The sequence below is a fragment of the Williamsia sp. D3 genome (genome assembly GCF_000506245.1).
Lineage (GTDB): Bacteria > Actinomycetota > Actinomycetes > Mycobacteriales > Mycobacteriaceae > Williamsia > Williamsia muralis.
In genome coordinates this window covers 66,999-82,935 of the sequence record NZ_AYTE01000020.1, presented here as the reverse complement: position 1 = coordinate 82,935, position 15,937 = coordinate 66,999, and the positions used below count along the sequence as shown (strand labels likewise).

Sequence of the window (15,937 nt, the reverse complement as noted above, 5' to 3'; positions counted from 1 at the left end):
AGTTCGGTCGCCATCAACTACCACTTCAGGGGCACAGGATATTCCGTCGTCGACGGCCAGCGAATCGACTGGGAGCCGGGCGACCTCCTGCTCTCGGCACCGTCATGGCGCGAACACGCGCACTACCCGAGCGAGACCGGTGTGAGCGCATACACCGTGCAGGACCACCCTCTTCACATCGGAATGGAATCGCTTGTGTGGCAAGAGGACATGGATGGCCCGATCCTTGCGCTCGGCACGGAAGCCGGCCAGACCGGTTATGTCGCCCCACGGAACTGGGACGATGAAGACAAGTAGTCATTGCGCACGGTTGTGCAACGCGTATCAACATCTGACAGCTCACTGTTCCGAGTCCGACAGGCGGGCGATCTACGCAGGAACCGCGGCACGCGTGTACGGGTTGAGCGAGCCGATTCCGGCTGATGCGCTTCGCTGAGATCGTCGACTTCGACTATGAACGCATATCGCTGCTCGGCTGATCATCTGACTGCTCGCGAGACAACGGCCTGACGTTTTGGATGGCGGTGACCACAGCTGCCGCAATGAGCCAGACAAATACTCGGTTGCCTGTGTCGCGGGCGGAAAGGTCGCCGCTGCCCAGTAGCCCGGCAATCCCTGCGACGATGAGGAAGAGCCATGGCGCAAAGGTCGAGCGATACGTGTGCATCTCGCGATCTTGTCACTCAAGCGCACGCATTACATGTGCGACGATCACAGAATGGGGATCCACGGGAATGTGACCAGCGATCGATCGCTGACCACGATGTTCCTCGTCGTCATGGTCGCTTTGGGTGGTCCGGCATTCATCGGGACTGCAGCGTCTGATGGGTCCCCGTGGGACTGGTTTCTGCTGACCGTATGGGTGTGCACGGTCCTCGGGGCCGCATGGTCGACCAGAAGGGCGTGGCGCGCCCGACACACCCCCGATGTGGCTTTGGAGACCTATCCCGCCCTAGGCCTCACCGAGGGGAAGCAACTGTCCACCAGCTGGCTTCGCACGGTGTGGCTCTCTTCCCTCTTTTTGGCAACCCTGGCCGGTGGCTATGTCGGCGCAGTCACTTCGACGACGATTGCGGGCGCCATCGTCGGGGCGATCATGGCGGTGCCGGCTGGGGCGATCGCGGCCCTGATCATCGTGGGCACTGGCGCGCTCTTCCTCAAAGCCTCCGGCGGCAAAGGGCCGCGGGCGTCACGGGACAGATGGTTCCGAGTTGTGTTCAGTGCCTACGTCGGTACGGTCGTCGGGCTGCTGCTCTTCATCGTCTCCTTTGTTCTGGCTGCTGGAGACTTGGCACAAGTGCCGTACGTCGGGATTGTCTGCGTCACCGCCCTGGTCGCAGCGATGGGGTTCCGCTTTCCACCGACTTATCGAACAGCCGGTCTCTGAAGACAACCCTCCGCACGCCAAGCTCCACGCTTGAAGTATCAGTCTTCTAGGACATCTCGGATTTGCAGGGAGCCGAAGTCGACGGTGTGGCCGCCGCCCTTGTTGCGGGCGACGTACATTGCAGTGTCGGCGGAGCTGACGATCTCCTCTGGGCTGCGTTCGTCGTCTGGTGATATGTGGGTGATTCCCACACTGGCCCGCAACCGGACAGCAGCCTCTTCGACGACCACCGGTTCGGTCAACGCCAGGTGGATGGAATCGGAGACGTCGTCGACGAAGTCCTGATCCACTCCTTGGAGAACTGCGATGAACTCTGCACCGACGACCCTGCCCAGCAGATGAGGCTGGGGAAGGCAGTCACGTAGGCGTTGAGCAGTCTCGGCGAGGGCCTCGTCGCCACGTAGGTGGCCCAAAGAGGCGTTGAGTTCTCTCAGCTTGTCGAAATTGATGACCATCACAACGTTGCTGCGGCCGACATCGTCGGGCGCGGACTCGAGCAGCGAGGCGAGGTGCTCAAGGACGGCGGGCAACCTGGGAAGTCCGGTCAGCTGATCGTTCACGTCGCCGGCGAACAAACGTTTCCGCGAGAGATGGAGTTCCGTGATATCGCGAAAAGACAACAACACCGAGCACTGGGGATCGTCCAGCCGTAGCTCCGCTCGGGACACTTCGAGCCACACCTTCCGACCGTCGAGACTGTCGAAAGAGACTGTTGCAGTTTTTATTTTCTCGTGAGGATCGGCTCGACCGTGTGAAATAGTCTGCGACTCAACGACATCCCCCTGGGTGTCGTGAAACGATATCCCGAACCCGTCCGGAAAGGACATATCGTCGACCTGGCGTTCATCGAGCTCGAACAAGTTGCTTGCCACGTCATTGGCGAGATGCAGGAGCCCATTTTGTGACAGAACGACCGCACCGATCGGCAGCGCATCGATGACGGCCTCAACGCCCTGCCAGTCTGCGTTGGTAGGCACGCTGTGCAGGCCGCCTGGGCGGTTGTTTCGGGTCATCATCGGCCCTTCTCGTTGACTCACAAGTGAGCATGTCCGGTGGGTGTCGTGACCCCAACGTAGATGGGCGGCGCCGATCCTTGCGCCCTGGCCGACTAATTCTCCTCGAGCTGCGCACGTCTTTCGCGTCCCATCTCGCGAACGGCCTTGCGGCGAGTGCTCAAGATACCGACGGTGGCGATCAGCCAGACGGCGTATTGCACCGTCCAGGCCACCCGGAACGAGTCGAACGAGTAACCGCCCATCGCCCCGATGATGATGCCCATCACCTGCATCACGATCAGCGACACCAGGAAGCCACCCATGTTGACCATGCCCTGTGCGGTCCCGAGGCTCTTGCTGGGATTGAAGGTACGCGCGAAGTCGAAACCGACCACCGAGCCCGGCCCGCCCACCGAGATGACCACCACGAGGATCACCAAGAGCCACGTGGGTGCCGGTGCCGGCAATGCCAGCACCACAGTCCAGATGGCCACATTGCTACCCATTATTCCCAGGACAAGCCAGGAGCGTCGGGCCGGGAATCGACCGGTGAGCAAGCCGATGATGATGCCGGCACCGATGATCGACACCACCGAAGCGCTCAGCAGTGCGCCCGCTGCACCCGCCGACAGGTTCTGTCCCGTTGTCAGATACGGGATACCCCACATCAACGCGAAGACGGTGATGGAGAACTGGGTGCCCATATGGCTGAAAAACCCGAGCCTGGTTCCCGGGCGCGACCACACCGTCTTGATGCTGCGCAGTGTCTCCCTCACCGATACCGACTCGGTGGTGGCGTCGGTGCCGGGGGGCGCGTCGCGCACAAAAGCCAGGGCCAGCACGGCGGTGAGAAGGCCGAGCGCGACAGCCGAGAAGTACGCAGCAGTCCAGCCCGGCCCGTTCAGCAGTGCAAGGAACGGGACCGCCGACAGCACCTGGCCGAGTTGGCCGAGGATGCCGGTCAACTGGGTCACCAGCGGTACCCGCTTGGGCGTGAACCACCGTGGCACCAGCCGCAGAACCGAGATGAAGGTGAAGGCGTCGCCCGCCCCGACCAATGCGCGGGCGATGATGGCGGCAGGAAGGGCCTCGGTGAGGGCCAAGGTCATCTGGCCGACGGCCATGATCAGCGCACCCGTCACGATCAACGCCCGGCTGCCGTATCGATCGAGTAGCAGACCAGCCGGGATCTGCATGCTCGCGTAGACGATCACCTGCAACACCACAAAGGTTGAGAGCACGCTGGGGCTCGCAGAGAACCTGTCCGCGGCGTCGAGGCCGGAAACACCCAGCGTTGTCCGGTCCAGAACGGCGACGACGTACGCCAGCAGTCCCACCGACCAGACCACCCAGGCGCGCACCGTTCCTCCTTCGCTGTACTCGCTCATCTGCGACCCACCGTCACCGCGATGCCCTCAGTCCACACCGGTCGTGCCGCATCGGCTCGCCAGGGGTACGCAATCGGTAGCCTAGGTAACAACCGAGGACCGCTGATGCGCCACTGGCGTCGGAGGAACACCCGGGACACACTTGTTGTTGTCATACCCGAGTGACACCTCCGTCCCGCAGCCAGCGGAGACGAATCCCCCGAGGAGGACAACGTGTCGCATGAATATCGCAAAGACCCCGACGCCGTCGCCCGGTTGAACCCGGCGCAGTTCGCCGTCACCCAGAAGTCAGCCACCGAGCCGGCCTTCCGGAACGAATTCTGGGACAACCACGAGGCCGGCCTGTACGTCGACATCGTGTCCGGTGAGCCCCTGTTCACGTCGACGAAGAAGTTCGACAGCGGATGCGGATGGCCCAGCTTCACCACACCGATCGAACCGGCGAACGTGGTCGAGAAGACAGACAGCACCCACGGCATGGTGCGCACCGAAGTCCGGTCCACCCATGGCGACAGCCACCTGGGACACGTCTTCAATGACGGACCGATCGACGAAGGTGGTCTGCGTTACTGCATCAACTCGGCCGCACTCCGCTTCATCCCGGTCGCCGAGATGGAAAGCGCCGGCTACGGCGAGTACCTGCATCTGTTCAACAGCAAGGAGGCCACACGATGACCGAAAAGGCGATACTGGCGGGCGGATGTTTCTGGGGCGTCCAAGAACTGGTTCGTAGACAGCCGGGCGTCATCTCCACTCGCGTCGGCTACACCGGCGGCGACGTCCCCAACGCGACGTACCGCAACCACGGCACCCACGCCGAGGCCCTCGAGATCGAGTTCGACCCCGAACAGACGAGCTACCGGGATCTTCTCGAGTTCTTCTTCCAGATCCACGACCCGTCGACCAAGAACCGGCAGGGCAACGACATCGGGATGAGCTACCGATCGGCGATCTTCTACACCGACGACGAGCAGAAGCGCGTCGCTCTCGACACCATCGCCGATGTCGACGCGTCAGGCCTGTGGCCAGGCAAGGTCGTCACCGAAGTGGTTCCTGCGGGACCGTTCTGGGAGGCCGAGCCCGAGCATCAGGACTACCTGCAGCGCATTCCGAACGGGTACACGTGCCACTTCGTGCGTCCGGGCTGGAAGTTGCCGCGGCGGGAGAACGCCAGCGCGTGATCACCGCGCCGGTGATCGCGGTCTGATCATCGGCACATGACACATCAGGCGACGCGCACAATGCGCGTCGCCCTGATTCGTGTTTGGACCCTTGCTCAGCCGGCGATGTCCTGACCACCCGTGGGCCTGTCAGAACGACGGCGGATCAGCAGGACGATGCCCGCGATCAACGAGATGCCACCGATCGTTCCCACGATCGCCGGGATGATGACACCACCCCACCGGAGCTGATCGACATAGCCGGAGGCTTTGTCCGACTGCCGGTCTTCGGTTGCCGAATCCCAGGCCATCGTCGCCTTGAACACGTCCATCCGGAAGTCGCGGATGGGCTGGGCAAGACCCGGATCTTCCCAACCTGGCGACTTGAAGTACTGGTGCTGCTCCTCGAGTCCACGCAAGACGGTTCCCGTCTTCGGTTCCACCCACACATGCCGCGTGGCGGTCGCAAAGCGGTCCATCACGATCTTCTCGTTGGCAGGCACACCTTCGATGCCCCACCAGCTCGCAGGCATCTCGAGTGACGTCCCTGGCGCGGGTTCGCCGCTGGGGGTCTCGAGCTGCACCTGATCGATCTCGGGCACCTCGCTCACGAACTCGTACGCGGTGAGTCCGTTGATCTTGGTCTCCCCGACGAACTTGGCGGGGACGTCCTGGCGGGTGTTGACGTCGTAGTACGGGTACTCCGACTTCTCGACGTCGAAGCCGAACTTGTACTGGAAGCCCTCTCGCGGTGCCTCCACGAAGTTGCTCTCGTCCTCGATGGTTCGCACGCCGGCCGGCGCCTGCACAGTGTGCAGGCGGTGGATGTCGCCGTTCGGCTTGCTGGTCTCCCGATCGATCGAGACGACGTCGATGTTGCCGGTGAGCACGCCGTCGGAACACGTGCGCGCGCTGTCGACGGCGGCAACATTCGGCTCGACGATCTCGTCGCCGTCGCGGATGCGGTCGATCCGCACGGTCTGACCGGACTGCACGGTCACCTGATCGCTGTCGGACGGTTCGATGACCACGGTGCGGCGCTGCTGGGTGAGGTGGGCGTCGAACACCTCGGCGCGTGGACCGGACACCGAACAGCGGTCGAAGACCTTTGCCGGCAGCTCGTCGTCATCGGTGATTCCGGCCGGCTGCGACACCGCCACGGTGGTGATGTCGAGATCAAGAGGTACCACCTTGAGCTGGGGGACCAACCAGACCGGGACGGCAATGGCAGCGGTCACGGCCGCGACGCCGAAAAAGATCAGCGCGGGCGCCAGAAACCTGTTGATTGTGAGCTCCCTTCGGATGCCGATGTGGCTCGACAAGTATGGCAAGCGGATATGACGGGCCGACGGCGCACCTCATCGACGACGATCACAGCGGGTAGGTACCGAAGACTCCGGTGGGATCGATCTGGTCTCGCAGCCCACGCAGTCGTGCGAGGTTCCCACCGAAAGCGGCGTCGATCTCCGCTTCCGTCTCGGCGAAACCGGGACGCACTTCCACGCTGTAGACACCGGTGGTGTGCCCGGACAAAGCGGCCAGCGTCTCGCTTGCCCAGGACAGACATGCTTCTTCGTCAGACGGATCCGACCAGATCGCGTTGAGCGGGATGTTCCATTCGGCTGATCGCCCCCAGAAGGCCGTATCGGTGTCACCGACATCGGCGAGGGCGCCGCCGGTCTGCTGGAAGTCGATGCGGCAGGCAGGTGTAGGTGCGGCAGCGATCTGGGTGGCGAGCGCGTCCGCGACCGACGCATCGAGCGAGGGACCGGTGAACACGGCCTTCCCGAAGAACGAGCCTCTGGCGTCGGTGGGTTCTGGCAGCAGGAGCGGCGACGGTTCGGTACCCCCGGCACCAGGTGGGGTGTATTCGGGCAGGCCCGAGAGATAGCGGCCCGACATCTCCGAACGGTAGTGCACCTCTTTCGACGCATCCATGACAGCCGTTGCCGCCCTTCGTGACTCATCGATGTCGGCGGCGTCTTCACTCGCACATGTGGTGAACAGCAGCATCACCGGTTTTTCCGGCGTCAGGTCGGTGTAGCCGAGCACCGCACCCATCATCGTGTGCCGCGGCACCTCTGGTGCGATGCGGAAGTATGTGGCGAGCGCGTCGAGATCCACCACACTCCGGTGCACCCACATCGGGCCCGCGCGATGCGTGTTCAGGGTGGCCGAGGTGACCACGCCGAACGGTGGCGCGCACCCCCGAACCGCCCACCACAGGTCTGCGTCGCGGCCGGTACTCCTGTCGGACAACTGCACGACCTCCCCGGAGGCAGGACCAACTCCACTGCGGCGAGGTGGTCGAGGGTCAACCCGAGGCTGCGGGTGTAGTAGCCGACCCCACCGCGGGTGACCAACCCGAACCCGGCGTGCTGTGAAATCCCGACCGGGACGATGCGACCGGGGCCAAGGCCGTCGAGCATGGTGCCAACGCTCGCTCCGCCACCGAGGGTGACCTTCTCGCCTTCTGCTTGCGCACCGTTCATATGAGCCGACAGATCGACCATGATCGACTGGTCGGCAACGCAGTTCGAACTCAGTCCGCCGCCTCGCACGGTGACAGTGTTCCCCGACCGTTCGGCGATGGTGACGGCCTCGGCCACCTCGCTCACGGAGGTCGGCTGCACCACGCACAGCGGGCGACGTCGCGCTGCATCGGGAAAGAAGATTCGCCCAAGGGCGTCGAGGTAGCCGGCCGTTCCAGGTTCGTGCACCCGGCCTGCCAACGCCGCGTTCAGCTCGCGGATCGCATCGGTGCCCTGAGCCGTCACGATGGCCCCCATTCCCGGTTCTTCGTACGCGGTGCCGCACAGACCTTCCGACGCGACCGAGTCTCTCAGACCACACGGATACTCACAGCGGAACGCGCGACGGCTCGAGATCATGGCCTTGCAGCACCGGGCCGAATCTCATTCGGCGCCTTGTCAACCCGCTACAAAGATCGTGAGTGAAACTATCCATCTGGGCCGGGGTGTGCCCGTGACGATCACTTTCTCCTGCAACCACCGTCTTCACCGCGCCACGGGCCGCAGGGTGTGGTATGCCTCTCGTATATCGCGCGGATGCGGACGTGATGGTCGGGTGGAAGCCAAGGGGTAACGAATGGGTCACCTACGTCTGGGTGCCGCGCTGGCCGCAGCTGTTCCGGCACTCGTGTTCGCGTTCCTGGCACCTGTCCCGGTGTACGCCGCGCCCGCAGATGAATCTGCTCTTCCTGGCGTCAACCAGTTCACCTCGTGCACACCGGCACCCGAACATCGACGACCCGTAGTGCTGGTCCACGGCAACGGGTCCGGGATGGCCGCCACGTGGCGGACGTTGTCGGAGCGGCTCTCCGATTCCGGCTTCTGCGTCTTCGCGCTCGACTACGGACGTCATCAGCCCGGTAGCGATGAGAACCTGCTCGACCTCGCCGGCGGAAGCGACATCGGGGAGTCTGCGAACGTCCTCGCCGCGTTCATCAGCAAGGTGCGATCGGCGACGGCGGCCGACAAGGTCGACGTGGTCGCCCATTCGATGGGCGCACTCACTGCACGCCACTACCTCAAGTTCGTGGAGCGCAACACCATTCACACTGTGGTGAGCGTCGGTGGCACCAACCACGGATCGACCTTCGAATCGAACACGGACCTGCCCCTTGGTTCCAACTCGGAGATATACAGGCAAACCGACGCTGCCGGACTACCCGCCGACGAGGTGCTTGCCGCGGCCGTCGGTCCCGCGTACGCCCAGCAGATGGCCGGGTCGTCTTTCATCACGCAGCTGAACGCCGGCGGCGACACCGTTCCCGGGGTCGATTACGTGGCCGTGGCAACACGTGACGACAAGGTCGTCACCCCGCCGGAGTCGGCGTTCCTGACTGCCGGCCCCGGCGCCACGGTGCGCAACGTGTGGGTTCAGGACGGTTGCCCCGGATTGGCCGTCGACCACATGGGTCTGACCACCCACCCGCGCTCCCTGTGGCTGATCCACACCGCTCTCGACCCAGACCTTGCCGACACGACGCCCGCACCCTGCCCCTGAATCTCTCCTTTTTCGACCTACCACATGTTCATGCTCCGACGTCACTAGGGACACCATGAGAAACCCCGTCACACAGTTCCGCCGGAACTCCCGTCTGCTCGTCGCCGTGGCAATCGCAGGACTCGCGGTGGCGATGGCGCCTGCCGCCACGTCCTATGCCGACCCCATCCTCGACCGCGCGATAGCGGCGCCCGACGGCTCCTATCTCGTGAGTCTTGTGCGCGGGGAAGGACGCGAGGCGACCGCCGAGGTGTACTCCGCCGCGATGGACAAGAACATCGGGCTCAAGCTGCTGATCGCGCCAGGAGACCAGCCGCGACCAACCGTGTACGTGCTCGACGGGGTCGGTGGAGCCGGCGAGGAGAACGGCCTGCTCAGCTGGGGCGACGCAGCGTCGTTCTACAAGGCGAAAGACGTCAACGTGGTTGCCACCCTCGGCGGTGACTCGAGCTACTACACCGATTGGCAGCGCGACGATCCCGAACTCGGGCGCAACAAGTGGACCACTTTCCTCACCGAGGAACTCCCACCCATCATCGACTCGGCCCTGAACACCACCGGCAAGAACGCGATCGTGGGCGTCTCGATGTCCGCCACCTCCGTACTCGCGCTGTCCATCCAGAAACCCGACCTCTATGAAGGCGTGGCCTCGTTCAGCGGCTGCGCCCAGACCAGCGATCCACTCGGACGTGCGTACGTCTACATCACGGTGTCGAACTTCGGTGGCAACCCCGTCAACATGTGGGGTGAGCCGGACGACCCCGCCTGGCAGGCGAACGATCCATATGTCCACGCCGCGGGGCTGCGTGGGACCGCGCTCTACATCTCCACCGGATCAGGACTGCCGGGTGAGCACGACAACCTCGATGCCCCCAACGTCGACGGTGAGACCAGCCAGCTGGTGGCGCAATTGACTGCCGGCGGGGTGATCGAAGCTGCGACGAATCAGTGCACCCAGAACTTGCGTAGCCGGCTCGACGCGCTCGGGATCCCGGCCACCTACAACTTCAAGGACAAGGGAACGCACTCCTGGGACTACTGGCGCGACGACGTACACGACTCATGGCCCGTGCTCTACGAGTCGATTCGGTGACGCGCCGACTTCAGAAGCCGAGACCCATCCAATCGGTTCCCACAAAATCGGCCTCCAATTTGGCGGCCTCCACGCGCACGTCGTCGGGGTCCGGGTCGAGACCATCTGCGGCGATTGCGCGTAGTGCCGCGGTGACTCCTGCCTCGTAGGTTTCGTACCCACCGATGATCTCGCTGTCCGCACGCCACCACACCAGCAGATGGGTGCCGTTCGGCGACGGACAGAAGCCGACCACCTGGCCGTCGCGGGACAGGGTGGGGCAGCCATCCGGGTAGCCGTCGTCGTCGCTCATAGCCGCACTCTAGACATCGCCGCCGACAACAGTGTTTGCTGTGCCCCGACGCTGTGACCTGCAGACCGGTGACCTTGCACAGATCTCATTCCGGTATCGAGATCACAAATCGCCCGCTTGCCGTAGCTTGACCGGCGGACTCTTGTGTTTGAGACCACAAATCCCTGGGTAATCCGGGAGGAAATCGTCTCGTCAGGAGTCAACGTGGATACCGTCGTCTGGATCGTCATAGCCGTAGTGGTGGTGCTGGCTCTCATAGCGCTCGCACTGTTCTTGGCACGCAAGCGCAAGGAAAGCCGTCGGGTGCAAGCCGGAGAGATCCGGGAGCAGGCGTCCGAACGCGTTGCCGGCGTACGTAAGCGTGAGGCCATCGCCGAAGAGCACGCAGCCAACGCCCGACGGGCCCAGGCGGAAGCCGACGCCAAGGCCGCCGAGGCCAAGCGCCTGGCCGCAGAGGCGAGCACCCATCAGGCACAGCCGCCAGCAAGCGCCAAGAACTCGACGCCGAGTTCCAGCGCGCCGACAAGCTCGATCCCGACGTCGGCCGGAACGGCCGCGATGACAGCCGCCACGACAACGGCAACCGCATGGATCCCCGCCAGGCCGGAAACGGCCCCGGCAACGGCCTCGATCCCCGCCACACCGGAAACGGTCCGGGCCACAATCTGGACCCCCGCCAGACAGGGAACGGTCCCGGCGACAACGGAAGCCACGTTCCCAGGCACAACCGCTAAACCCTCTTTGCACGCCGAGAGTCCCGTCGCCACGTGCGACGGGACTCTCGTGCGTCTGGTGGACAGTGTGAGAACACCTGTTTAGCAACTTGATTCACCTGAATGAACACAGACTGGCGTCGGGCTTGATTCTTCGCTCCCCCAGCCACTTTCGAAGGCGCGATTTCTCCACACTCATCTGTGGATAACCCCACGATTTGTGGATAACTCTCAATATGCCGTTGATGCATCGCGTTTCGCGATGGTGTCGTCCCCCGCGGCTACAGTGAGCCCATGCGATACGGAATCTCCATCCTGCCCGATCAGTCGTGGCACGACGCGCGGCCGAAATGGGAACGAGCCGAGGAGATCGGCTTCGACCACGCCTGGGTGTTCGACCATCTGGTGTGGGGCGGGCTGCCCGACGCGCGTTGGTTCTCCAGCGTTCCGACGATGACCGCTCTCGCGATGGTGACCTCCACGATCAAGATCGGCTCGTTTGTGGTGTCGCCCAATTTCCGTCACCCCGTGTCTTTTTCGCGTGAGGTCGAGACCTTGCTCGACATCGCCGGAGACCGCGTGTTGCTGGGGCTGGGCGCCGGCGGTACACCTGACGACGGACTGCAGGGCGCCCCGGCGATGACGCCACGCCAGAAGGTCGACCGTTTCCAGGAGTTCACCCTCTTACTCGACCGATTGCTCACCGACGACCATGTCTCCGCCGACGGCGAGTACTACCAGGCTCGCGACATGCGTTTGGTCGGGGGCTCGGTCCGGCACCGGGTCCCGTTCATCCTGGCCGGCAACGGGCCCCGTTCGATCCGCTTCGCCGTCCGTCACGGTGACGCCTGGATGACAACCGGGCAGAAGGCCGAGACGCTCGATGAGTGGTTCGACGGGGTCAAGCGTGCGTGCAACCACCTCGATGAGGCGATGGCCGACGAAGGGCGCTCCCCTGATGGCTTCGACCGCTACCTGAACCTCGACGCATCCCCGCAGTTCTCGCTGACGAGTCTGGCGACGTTTGATGACATGGTCGGCCGGGCCGGGGAACTCGGCTTCACCGACGTGATCATCCACTGGCCGCGAGACGGTGACCCGTTCCGTGGCTCCGAGCGTGTGCTGCATGCACTGGCCGAGCGCGGATTCCCGCCACCGGTCTGACCGACCGCGGGTGCACTGACTACCGTCGCAGGCATGAGCACACCGTCGTGGGTGGAGTTGGCCGGTCGCAATGCGGCCGCCGAGACCGTGTACGTGTCCGGGTCGATGCGAACGTCAGCCAAGGAAGGCAACGAGACGCCCGGGCCCGTGTTCGACTTCTGGCACGGACCTCATGATCGGTGGCGGATCGAGCGCGAGGGTGATGTCGTCTACATCCAGGGCGCAGGCGAGAAGCCCTTGGTCCGCATTGACGGCGAGATACGGCGTCTAGGCGGTGATATCCACGTCGTCAACCTGGGAGCGCACTTCAGCCCTGTCGATCTGCTGGGCGGGGACTCGTTGCTGCGACGGATGAGCCAGAAGATGCGCGTGGCCACACCTCCGGCGCCCATTGACAGAGCTGGCCGGGCTGCGTGGAAAACCACTCTGCTGTCGAGGTCTGACGATTCGATCGAGATCACCTTCGACGACATCACCGGCATCATCGTGGGAGTCGGCAATCCCGAACGCGGCGAGCTGTTCGAGGTGTACGACGTCAGCGAGCACGACGACCTACCTGCTGACCTCTTCGTCTGGACCGGACCCGTTGTCGAGGCCGAGCCCCGCGACCGCGGCGCCGGGGCGGTCGGCCCGGGGACCCACGCGAACGGCGCGAGCAGACCCTTGAGGTGATGGCGGCGACGGTAGCAGCTCTGGATCGGCCGCAGGACGTCCTCGAGGTCATCGCCGGCGCCGACAACGGCGCCGCCGCGCGAGCCGCCATCATCGAACTGCTCGGCGTCACCGAACGCGGTGCCGAGGCGGTGGCGGCAATGCAGTTGTCGCAGTTCCGTTCTGACGTCGCGAGGATGGCCCGCGCTGGGCTCATCGAGTTGCAGCGGACGCCCCCGCCTGCCTGATGGGGGCACAGTCCGGTCGAATTGTGTTCGCCATCGGCCAACTCGCCACGTGAGCCCGGCGGTTTTCGGCACTATGTATTCATGGACACCACGGTTGTGGCATCTGGCGAGCCTGGTGGGCGTCGGGTCGGCCTGTGGGATGAGTTACGGACCAAGTACGCCGACGTCGGGTTCACCAGTGCCGTAGGCGAATTGCGCTCGGTGACCACCGTCGACGGTGAGGTGACTGCGGCAACCGCCAGTTTCGCGATCATGCCGGGAGGCCGCTGGAACGTCACCGATGACCACGGAGAGGTACACGTCCAGCAAGGAGCCCGGTGCTGGATACGGGGCGGTCGCGGCCACCTCGAACCTGTTTCAGGTGGCTCGGCATCGTCGGCTGCGGCCAAGTGGCGGCACATGCATCCGTACCGTTTGCTCGGAGACCCGGGCGATTGGCTTTTCGCCGACCCGCACAACTATCACTCCCCCGCTGCCGATCCCGTTGCGACCACGGTGGCGGGCCGGCCGGCCTGGGAGTTCCTTCTCGACCCACCGCGCGGCAAGATCAATCCATTGCAGGCCACCCTTGATGAGCACACCGGAGCATGCCTGCGCGTCTACGAACACGCGGACGGCGCCGCACACCTCATGGAGATCTCTCGCGTCGAGTTCAACGTCGCGGTGGACCCTCGGCGCTTCCTTCCTTCGGAGCCCGTGATGGAACCCGACTACGCCGAGCAATCGCACGGGCAGCTGCAGGCCGACCTGGATCGTTTCGCGGGCTACCTCCGGGCCTTGGACCATGCTCCCGAACTCATCGACATCGTGCAGCACAGTGCAGACCCGTCGGTTGCGGCGGCTGAAGTGGCTGAGCTGCTCGAGGTTTCAGATTTGACAGCCCGTGCGATCCTCGATCAACCCGTGCATCGCTTCACTGCGCTCTACCGGCAGCGGTTCGTAGAACAGTTGACCAGGGTCAGGGAGCTTCTGGGTTCGTGACGTGGATGGGGGACGACTAGGGGCCAGTCGTCCTGCGGGCACTGTCAGCTCGGCGTTGCAGTGATCGCGGCATCAATCGCGACGGGTTCGAGTATGGCTTTGTGGTGGTTGCGGTTCGGCGGTGCGGCTAAAACCTCATTCGTCCGATTCTTCAGAGCGGCACGGTCGATGGCTCCGTTACTGGCCATGACTGCTTCCAAGGCGCTCACCCAGTGTTCGTAGTAAGACCACGACTCATCGGAGGTGACGGAGCGGGTTGACTCCCAATCCCTGATGGCGTCGATGAGCGCGCCCTGGAACAGTTGCCAATCGAACTCGCCTGCGGTGTGCGCCGCCACCGCCAGCGCGAAAGCTCTGATCTCCCAGGGGTGATCGAATGACATTTCTCCGGGCCGCCCGCCGGGTAGGTTGCGGACCAGATCATCCACCGCTCGGCGGTCCGCATCTGGTGCGGTGGTGGGCACGTCGTTCATGATGCGGCTCTGACCGGGCCGACGCCGATCATCGAATCCCGCGTGACCAGTGCAGCGAGTTGTTCTTCACTCCAGCCGTCGGTACCGGTCGGTCGCTGCGGCAGCACCCAGTAGCGCATCTCCGAACTCGAGTCCCAGATGCGGATCTCGACGGAGTCGGAGATGGCGAATCCGAAGTCGTCGGCCAGGACCTTGCGCGGCTCACGCACGATGCGGGCCCGATATTGCGGGTCTTTTGTACCAGTTGGGAGGCAACCCGAGAACCGGCCACGGATAACACGAGCACAATGTGCACACGATGGCGTGGTGCACCTCGTCGGTGTCCTCGAGGACCACCATGTCCTCGCCTTGCAGACCACCGATGCCCAGTTCTCTGCAGGCTGCGCCGGCGTTGTCGAGGAGTCGCCGCCGAAAGTCGTTGTCAGTCCATGCTTTCGCAACTACTTTTGCTCCCAGCTGCGGCCCGACCTGATTTTCATAGATGTCGACGATGCGGTCGACCATCGAGCTCGTCATCACCCCCTTTTCGATGAGCATCGACTCCAGCGCCTTGACGCGGGCGGCCGTTTCTTCCTGACCTGAGGCCCCTGCACTGATGCGGTCGCCCCGTTCTCTTCATCGACCAATTCGACGTAGGGGTCCCATACGTCGAAACACACCGACGCATTCGGATCACCAAAGCCTTTGCCCCACAACTCTTCACTGGTGAACTTGATGGTGTAGACATGCTCGGGTGCGTCGCCGAGCCCGTTCCCTGCCGAATCTGGGTAGATGAACGACCCGCGGTGAGCGACAACCACAGCCTGTTTACCTCGGATGTACCGGGCCAACCGGGTGTGTCCGAACGGGCTGACGTGCGCGGTGCGCACCTTGTCACCGACGGTGAAACGCGGCTGCTTGCTGGTTCTTCGAGCAGCGGAAGCCCCCGCCGATACCGCGACATCAACGAAGTCGAGCAGCTCTTGACGTTGGCTGTGTTCAGGGAGCGGGGCGTCGGGGTTGTCGAGATAGTGGCGGGTTCGGCGGGCTAGTTCGTCCGCCTCGATAGCGCCTATCGCGATGACATGGGCCTCGATGGAGTGGAGCCAGTGCTGATAGTAGGGCGAGCTGAGGTAAGTCGACGGGTCCATCTTCTCGGTGCCGTGTCGGAACTGGTCAATACCGAAGTACCCGGCGCCAACGCAGGCCGGGTACATGGCGAACACCGTCTTTTCCCACTCTGCCCTGAAGACCGGTTCACTGTCCGGAGGATCGACCGGACCTAGACCATCGGTCCCTCCGAGATCGAATACGCCGTTCATATGGTGCTCCCAACTCCGGCGTGGTCTGTTGCTTCGAACTCGAGAACCCTCGGAGCCGCACT

General features: G+C 63.9%; 22 protein-coding genes. 11 read left to right on the top strand and 11 right to left on the bottom strand.

Annotation, left to right across the window (positions count from 1 at the left end; translation table 11 throughout):
• Window positions 1-141 precede the first annotated feature (141 nt).
• Window positions 142-297 carry a hypothetical protein gene (locus W823_RS58850; RefSeq protein WP_235189539.1) on the top strand — a complete coding sequence of 52 codons (156 nt, stop codon included), beginning with the start codon at window positions 142-144 and terminating at the stop codon, window positions 295-297.
• A 154-nt stretch (window positions 298-451) separates the two neighbouring features.
• On the opposite strand, the gene W823_RS43610 is transcribed toward W823_RS58850, so the two are convergent.
• Complete coding sequence (locus W823_RS43610) at window positions 452-667, bottom strand: hypothetical protein (protein WP_023958449.1); 216 nt, start codon at window positions 665-667, stop codon at window positions 452-454.
• Window positions 668-736: 69 nt separating this feature from the next.
• Between W823_RS43610 and W823_RS43605 the strand changes: the two genes are divergently transcribed.
• On the top strand, window positions 737-1,387 hold the full coding sequence (locus W823_RS43605) for a hypothetical protein (protein WP_161634013.1): 651 nt from the start codon (window positions 737-739) through the stop codon (window positions 1,385-1,387).
• A gap of 38 nt (window positions 1,388-1,425) precedes the next feature.
• On the opposite strand, the gene W823_RS43600 is transcribed toward W823_RS43605, so the two are convergent.
• The gene (locus W823_RS43600; protein ID WP_161634012.1) at window positions 1,426-2,364 is read right to left on the bottom strand and encodes a GGDEF domain-containing protein; all 939 of its coding nucleotides are present in this window, start codon (window positions 2,362-2,364) and stop codon (window positions 1,426-1,428) included.
• Window positions 2,365-2,495: 131 nt separating this feature from the next.
• The gene (locus W823_RS43595; RefSeq protein ID WP_023958443.1) at window positions 2,496-3,770 is read right to left on the bottom strand and encodes a nitrate/nitrite transporter; all 1,275 of its coding nucleotides are present in this window, start codon (window positions 3,768-3,770) and stop codon (window positions 2,496-2,498) included.
• 213 nt (window positions 3,771-3,983) lie between these two features.
• Here W823_RS43595 and msrB point away from each other — a divergent pair, with 213 nt between their 5' ends.
• Window positions 3,984-4,445: a peptide-methionine (R)-S-oxide reductase MsrB gene (msrB, locus tag W823_RS43590; RefSeq protein WP_023958441.1), complete on the top strand. Its 462-nt coding sequence runs from the start codon at window positions 3,984-3,986 to the stop codon at window positions 4,443-4,445.
• Window positions 4,442-4,951, top strand: coding sequence for a peptide-methionine (S)-S-oxide reductase MsrA (gene msrA, locus W823_RS43585; protein WP_023958439.1), 510 nt, complete (start codon window positions 4,442-4,444; stop codon window positions 4,949-4,951). The genes msrB and msrA overlap by 4 nt, the downstream gene beginning before the upstream one ends.
• A 95-nt stretch (window positions 4,952-5,046) precedes the next feature.
• Here the strand turns inward: msrA and W823_RS43580 are convergent, their stop codons facing one another.
• Genes W823_RS43580 through W823_RS58840 form a run of 3 tightly spaced genes read right to left on the bottom strand, consistent with a single transcriptional unit; the run spans window position 5,047 to window position 7,719 of the window.
• Window positions 5,047-6,252: a DUF3068 domain-containing protein gene (locus tag W823_RS43580; protein WP_255326171.1), complete on the bottom strand. Its 1,206-nt coding sequence runs from the start codon at window positions 6,250-6,252 to the stop codon at window positions 5,047-5,049.
• 49 nt (window positions 6,253-6,301) lie between these two features.
• Window positions 6,302-7,189 carry a hypothetical protein gene (locus W823_RS58845; RefSeq protein WP_235189538.1) on the bottom strand — a complete coding sequence of 296 codons (888 nt, stop codon included), beginning with the start codon at window positions 7,187-7,189 and terminating at the stop codon, window positions 6,302-6,304.
• Window positions 7,096-7,719 carry an FAD-binding oxidoreductase gene (locus W823_RS58840; protein ID WP_235189537.1) on the bottom strand — a complete coding sequence of 208 codons (624 nt, stop codon included), beginning with the start codon at window positions 7,717-7,719 and terminating at the stop codon, window positions 7,096-7,098. The genes W823_RS58845 and W823_RS58840 overlap by 94 nt, the downstream gene beginning before the upstream one ends.
• Before the next feature lie 319 nt (window positions 7,720-8,038).
• Here W823_RS58840 and W823_RS43570 point away from each other — a divergent pair, with 319 nt between their 5' ends.
• Complete coding sequence (locus W823_RS43570) at window positions 8,039-8,959, top strand: triacylglycerol lipase (protein ID WP_023958435.1); 921 nt, start codon at window positions 8,039-8,041, stop codon at window positions 8,957-8,959.
• 55 nt (window positions 8,960-9,014) lie between these two features.
• The gene (locus W823_RS43565) at window positions 9,015-10,052 is read left to right on the top strand and encodes an alpha/beta hydrolase family protein (RefSeq protein ID WP_023958433.1); all 1,038 of its coding nucleotides are present in this window, start codon (window positions 9,015-9,017) and stop codon (window positions 10,050-10,052) included.
• Window positions 10,053-10,062: 10 nt separating this feature from the next.
• On the opposite strand, the gene W823_RS43560 is transcribed toward W823_RS43565, so the two are convergent.
• A complete protein-coding gene (locus tag W823_RS43560; protein WP_023958431.1) occupies window positions 10,063-10,344 on the bottom strand; it encodes a hypothetical protein in 282 nt (93 codons plus the stop codon).
• 204 nt (window positions 10,345-10,548) lie between these two features.
• Here W823_RS43560 and W823_RS57265 point away from each other — a divergent pair, with 204 nt between their 5' ends.
• The 5 genes from W823_RS57265 to W823_RS43535 all read left to right on the top strand — a co-directional run bounded on the left by W823_RS57265 (window position 10,549) and on the right by W823_RS43535 (window position 14,101).
• The gene (locus W823_RS57265) at window positions 10,549-11,163 is read left to right on the top strand and encodes a hypothetical protein (protein ID WP_235189536.1); all 615 of its coding nucleotides are present in this window, start codon (window positions 10,549-10,551) and stop codon (window positions 11,161-11,163) included.
• A 188-nt stretch (window positions 11,164-11,351) separates the two neighbouring features.
• Window positions 11,352-12,221, top strand: coding sequence for an LLM class flavin-dependent oxidoreductase (locus W823_RS43545; RefSeq protein WP_023958425.1), 870 nt, complete (start codon window positions 11,352-11,354; stop codon window positions 12,219-12,221).
• A gap of 33 nt (window positions 12,222-12,254) precedes the next feature.
• Window positions 12,255-12,893 carry a hypothetical protein gene (locus W823_RS43540; RefSeq protein WP_051406519.1) on the top strand — a complete coding sequence of 213 codons (639 nt, stop codon included), beginning with the start codon at window positions 12,255-12,257 and terminating at the stop codon, window positions 12,891-12,893.
• Window positions 12,893-13,120 carry a hypothetical protein gene (locus W823_RS56610; RefSeq protein WP_051406518.1) on the top strand — a complete coding sequence of 76 codons (228 nt, stop codon included), beginning with the start codon at window positions 12,893-12,895 and terminating at the stop codon, window positions 13,118-13,120. The genes W823_RS43540 and W823_RS56610 overlap by 1 nt, the downstream gene beginning before the upstream one ends.
• A gap of 81 nt (window positions 13,121-13,201) precedes the next feature.
• Entirely contained in the window at window positions 13,202-14,101 is a 900-nt protein-coding gene (locus W823_RS43535; protein WP_023958423.1) for a hypothetical protein, read from the top strand.
• Between the two features lie 44 nt (window positions 14,102-14,145).
• Here W823_RS43535 and W823_RS43530 read toward each other — a convergent pair whose 3' ends face one another.
• The 4 genes from W823_RS43530 to nthB are packed head-to-tail and all read right to left on the bottom strand — an operon-like array spanning window position 14,146 to window position 15,875.
• On the bottom strand, window positions 14,146-14,574 hold the full coding sequence (locus tag W823_RS43530) for a nitrile hydratase accessory protein (protein ID WP_023958421.1): 429 nt from the start codon (window positions 14,572-14,574) through the stop codon (window positions 14,146-14,148).
• Window positions 14,571-14,783 carry a nitrile hydratase subunit alpha gene (locus W823_RS59630; RefSeq protein WP_369792616.1) on the bottom strand — a complete coding sequence of 71 codons (213 nt, stop codon included), beginning with the start codon at window positions 14,781-14,783 and terminating at the stop codon, window positions 14,571-14,573. The genes W823_RS43530 and W823_RS59630 overlap by 4 nt, the downstream gene beginning before the upstream one ends.
• Window positions 14,776-15,111: a nitrile hydratase subunit alpha gene (locus W823_RS59625; protein WP_369792615.1), complete on the bottom strand. Its 336-nt coding sequence runs from the start codon at window positions 15,109-15,111 to the stop codon at window positions 14,776-14,778. The genes W823_RS59630 and W823_RS59625 overlap by 8 nt, the downstream gene beginning before the upstream one ends.
• On the bottom strand, window positions 15,090-15,875 hold the full coding sequence (nthB, locus tag W823_RS43520) for a nitrile hydratase subunit beta (RefSeq protein ID WP_023958419.1): 786 nt from the start codon (window positions 15,873-15,875) through the stop codon (window positions 15,090-15,092). Before nthB ends, W823_RS59625 begins: the two co-directional genes overlap by 22 nt.
• Window positions 15,876-15,937: the final 62 nt, after the last annotated feature.

Bases quoted from the DNA above. Each gene is read 5' to 3' on its own strand.
- W823_RS43610 (WP_023958449.1), bottom strand. From the start codon at position 667: ATGCACACGTATCGCTCGACCTTTGCGCCATGGCTCTTCCTCATCGTC.
- W823_RS43595 (WP_023958443.1), bottom strand. From the start codon at position 3,770: ATGAGCGAGTACAGCGAAGGAGGAACGGTGCGCGCCTGGGTGGTCTGG.
- msrA (WP_023958439.1), top strand. From the start codon at position 4,442: ATGACCGAAAAGGCGATACTGGCGGGCGGATGTTTCTGGGGCGTCCAA.
- W823_RS58840 (WP_235189537.1), bottom strand. From the start codon at position 7,719: ATGGGGGCCATCGTGACGGCTCAGGGCACCGATGCGATCCGCGAGCTG.
- W823_RS43570 (WP_023958435.1), top strand. From the start codon at position 8,039: ATGGGTCACCTACGTCTGGGTGCCGCGCTGGCCGCAGCTGTTCCGGCA.
- W823_RS43565 (WP_023958433.1), top strand. From the start codon at position 9,015: ATGAGAAACCCCGTCACACAGTTCCGCCGGAACTCCCGTCTGCTCGTC.
- W823_RS43560 (WP_023958431.1), bottom strand. From the start codon at position 10,344: ATGAGCGACGACGACGGCTACCCGGATGGCTGCCCCACCCTGTCCCGC.
- W823_RS43545 (WP_023958425.1), top strand. From the start codon at position 11,352: ATGCGATACGGAATCTCCATCCTGCCCGATCAGTCGTGGCACGACGCG.
- W823_RS43540 (WP_051406519.1), top strand. From the start codon at position 12,255: ATGAGCACACCGTCGTGGGTGGAGTTGGCCGGTCGCAATGCGGCCGCC.
- W823_RS56610 (WP_051406518.1), top strand. From the start codon at position 12,893: ATGGCGGCGACGGTAGCAGCTCTGGATCGGCCGCAGGACGTCCTCGAG.
- W823_RS43535 (WP_023958423.1), top strand. From the start codon at position 13,202: ATGGACACCACGGTTGTGGCATCTGGCGAGCCTGGTGGGCGTCGGGTC.
- W823_RS43530 (WP_023958421.1), bottom strand. From the start codon at position 14,574: ATGAACGACGTGCCCACCACCGCACCAGATGCGGACCGCCGAGCGGTG.
- W823_RS59625 (WP_369792615.1), bottom strand. From the start codon at position 15,111: ATGCTCATCGAAAAGGGGGTGATGACGAGCTCGATGGTCGACCGCATC.
- nthB (WP_023958419.1), bottom strand. From the start codon at position 15,875: ATGAACGGCGTATTCGATCTCGGAGGGACCGATGGTCTAGGTCCGGTC.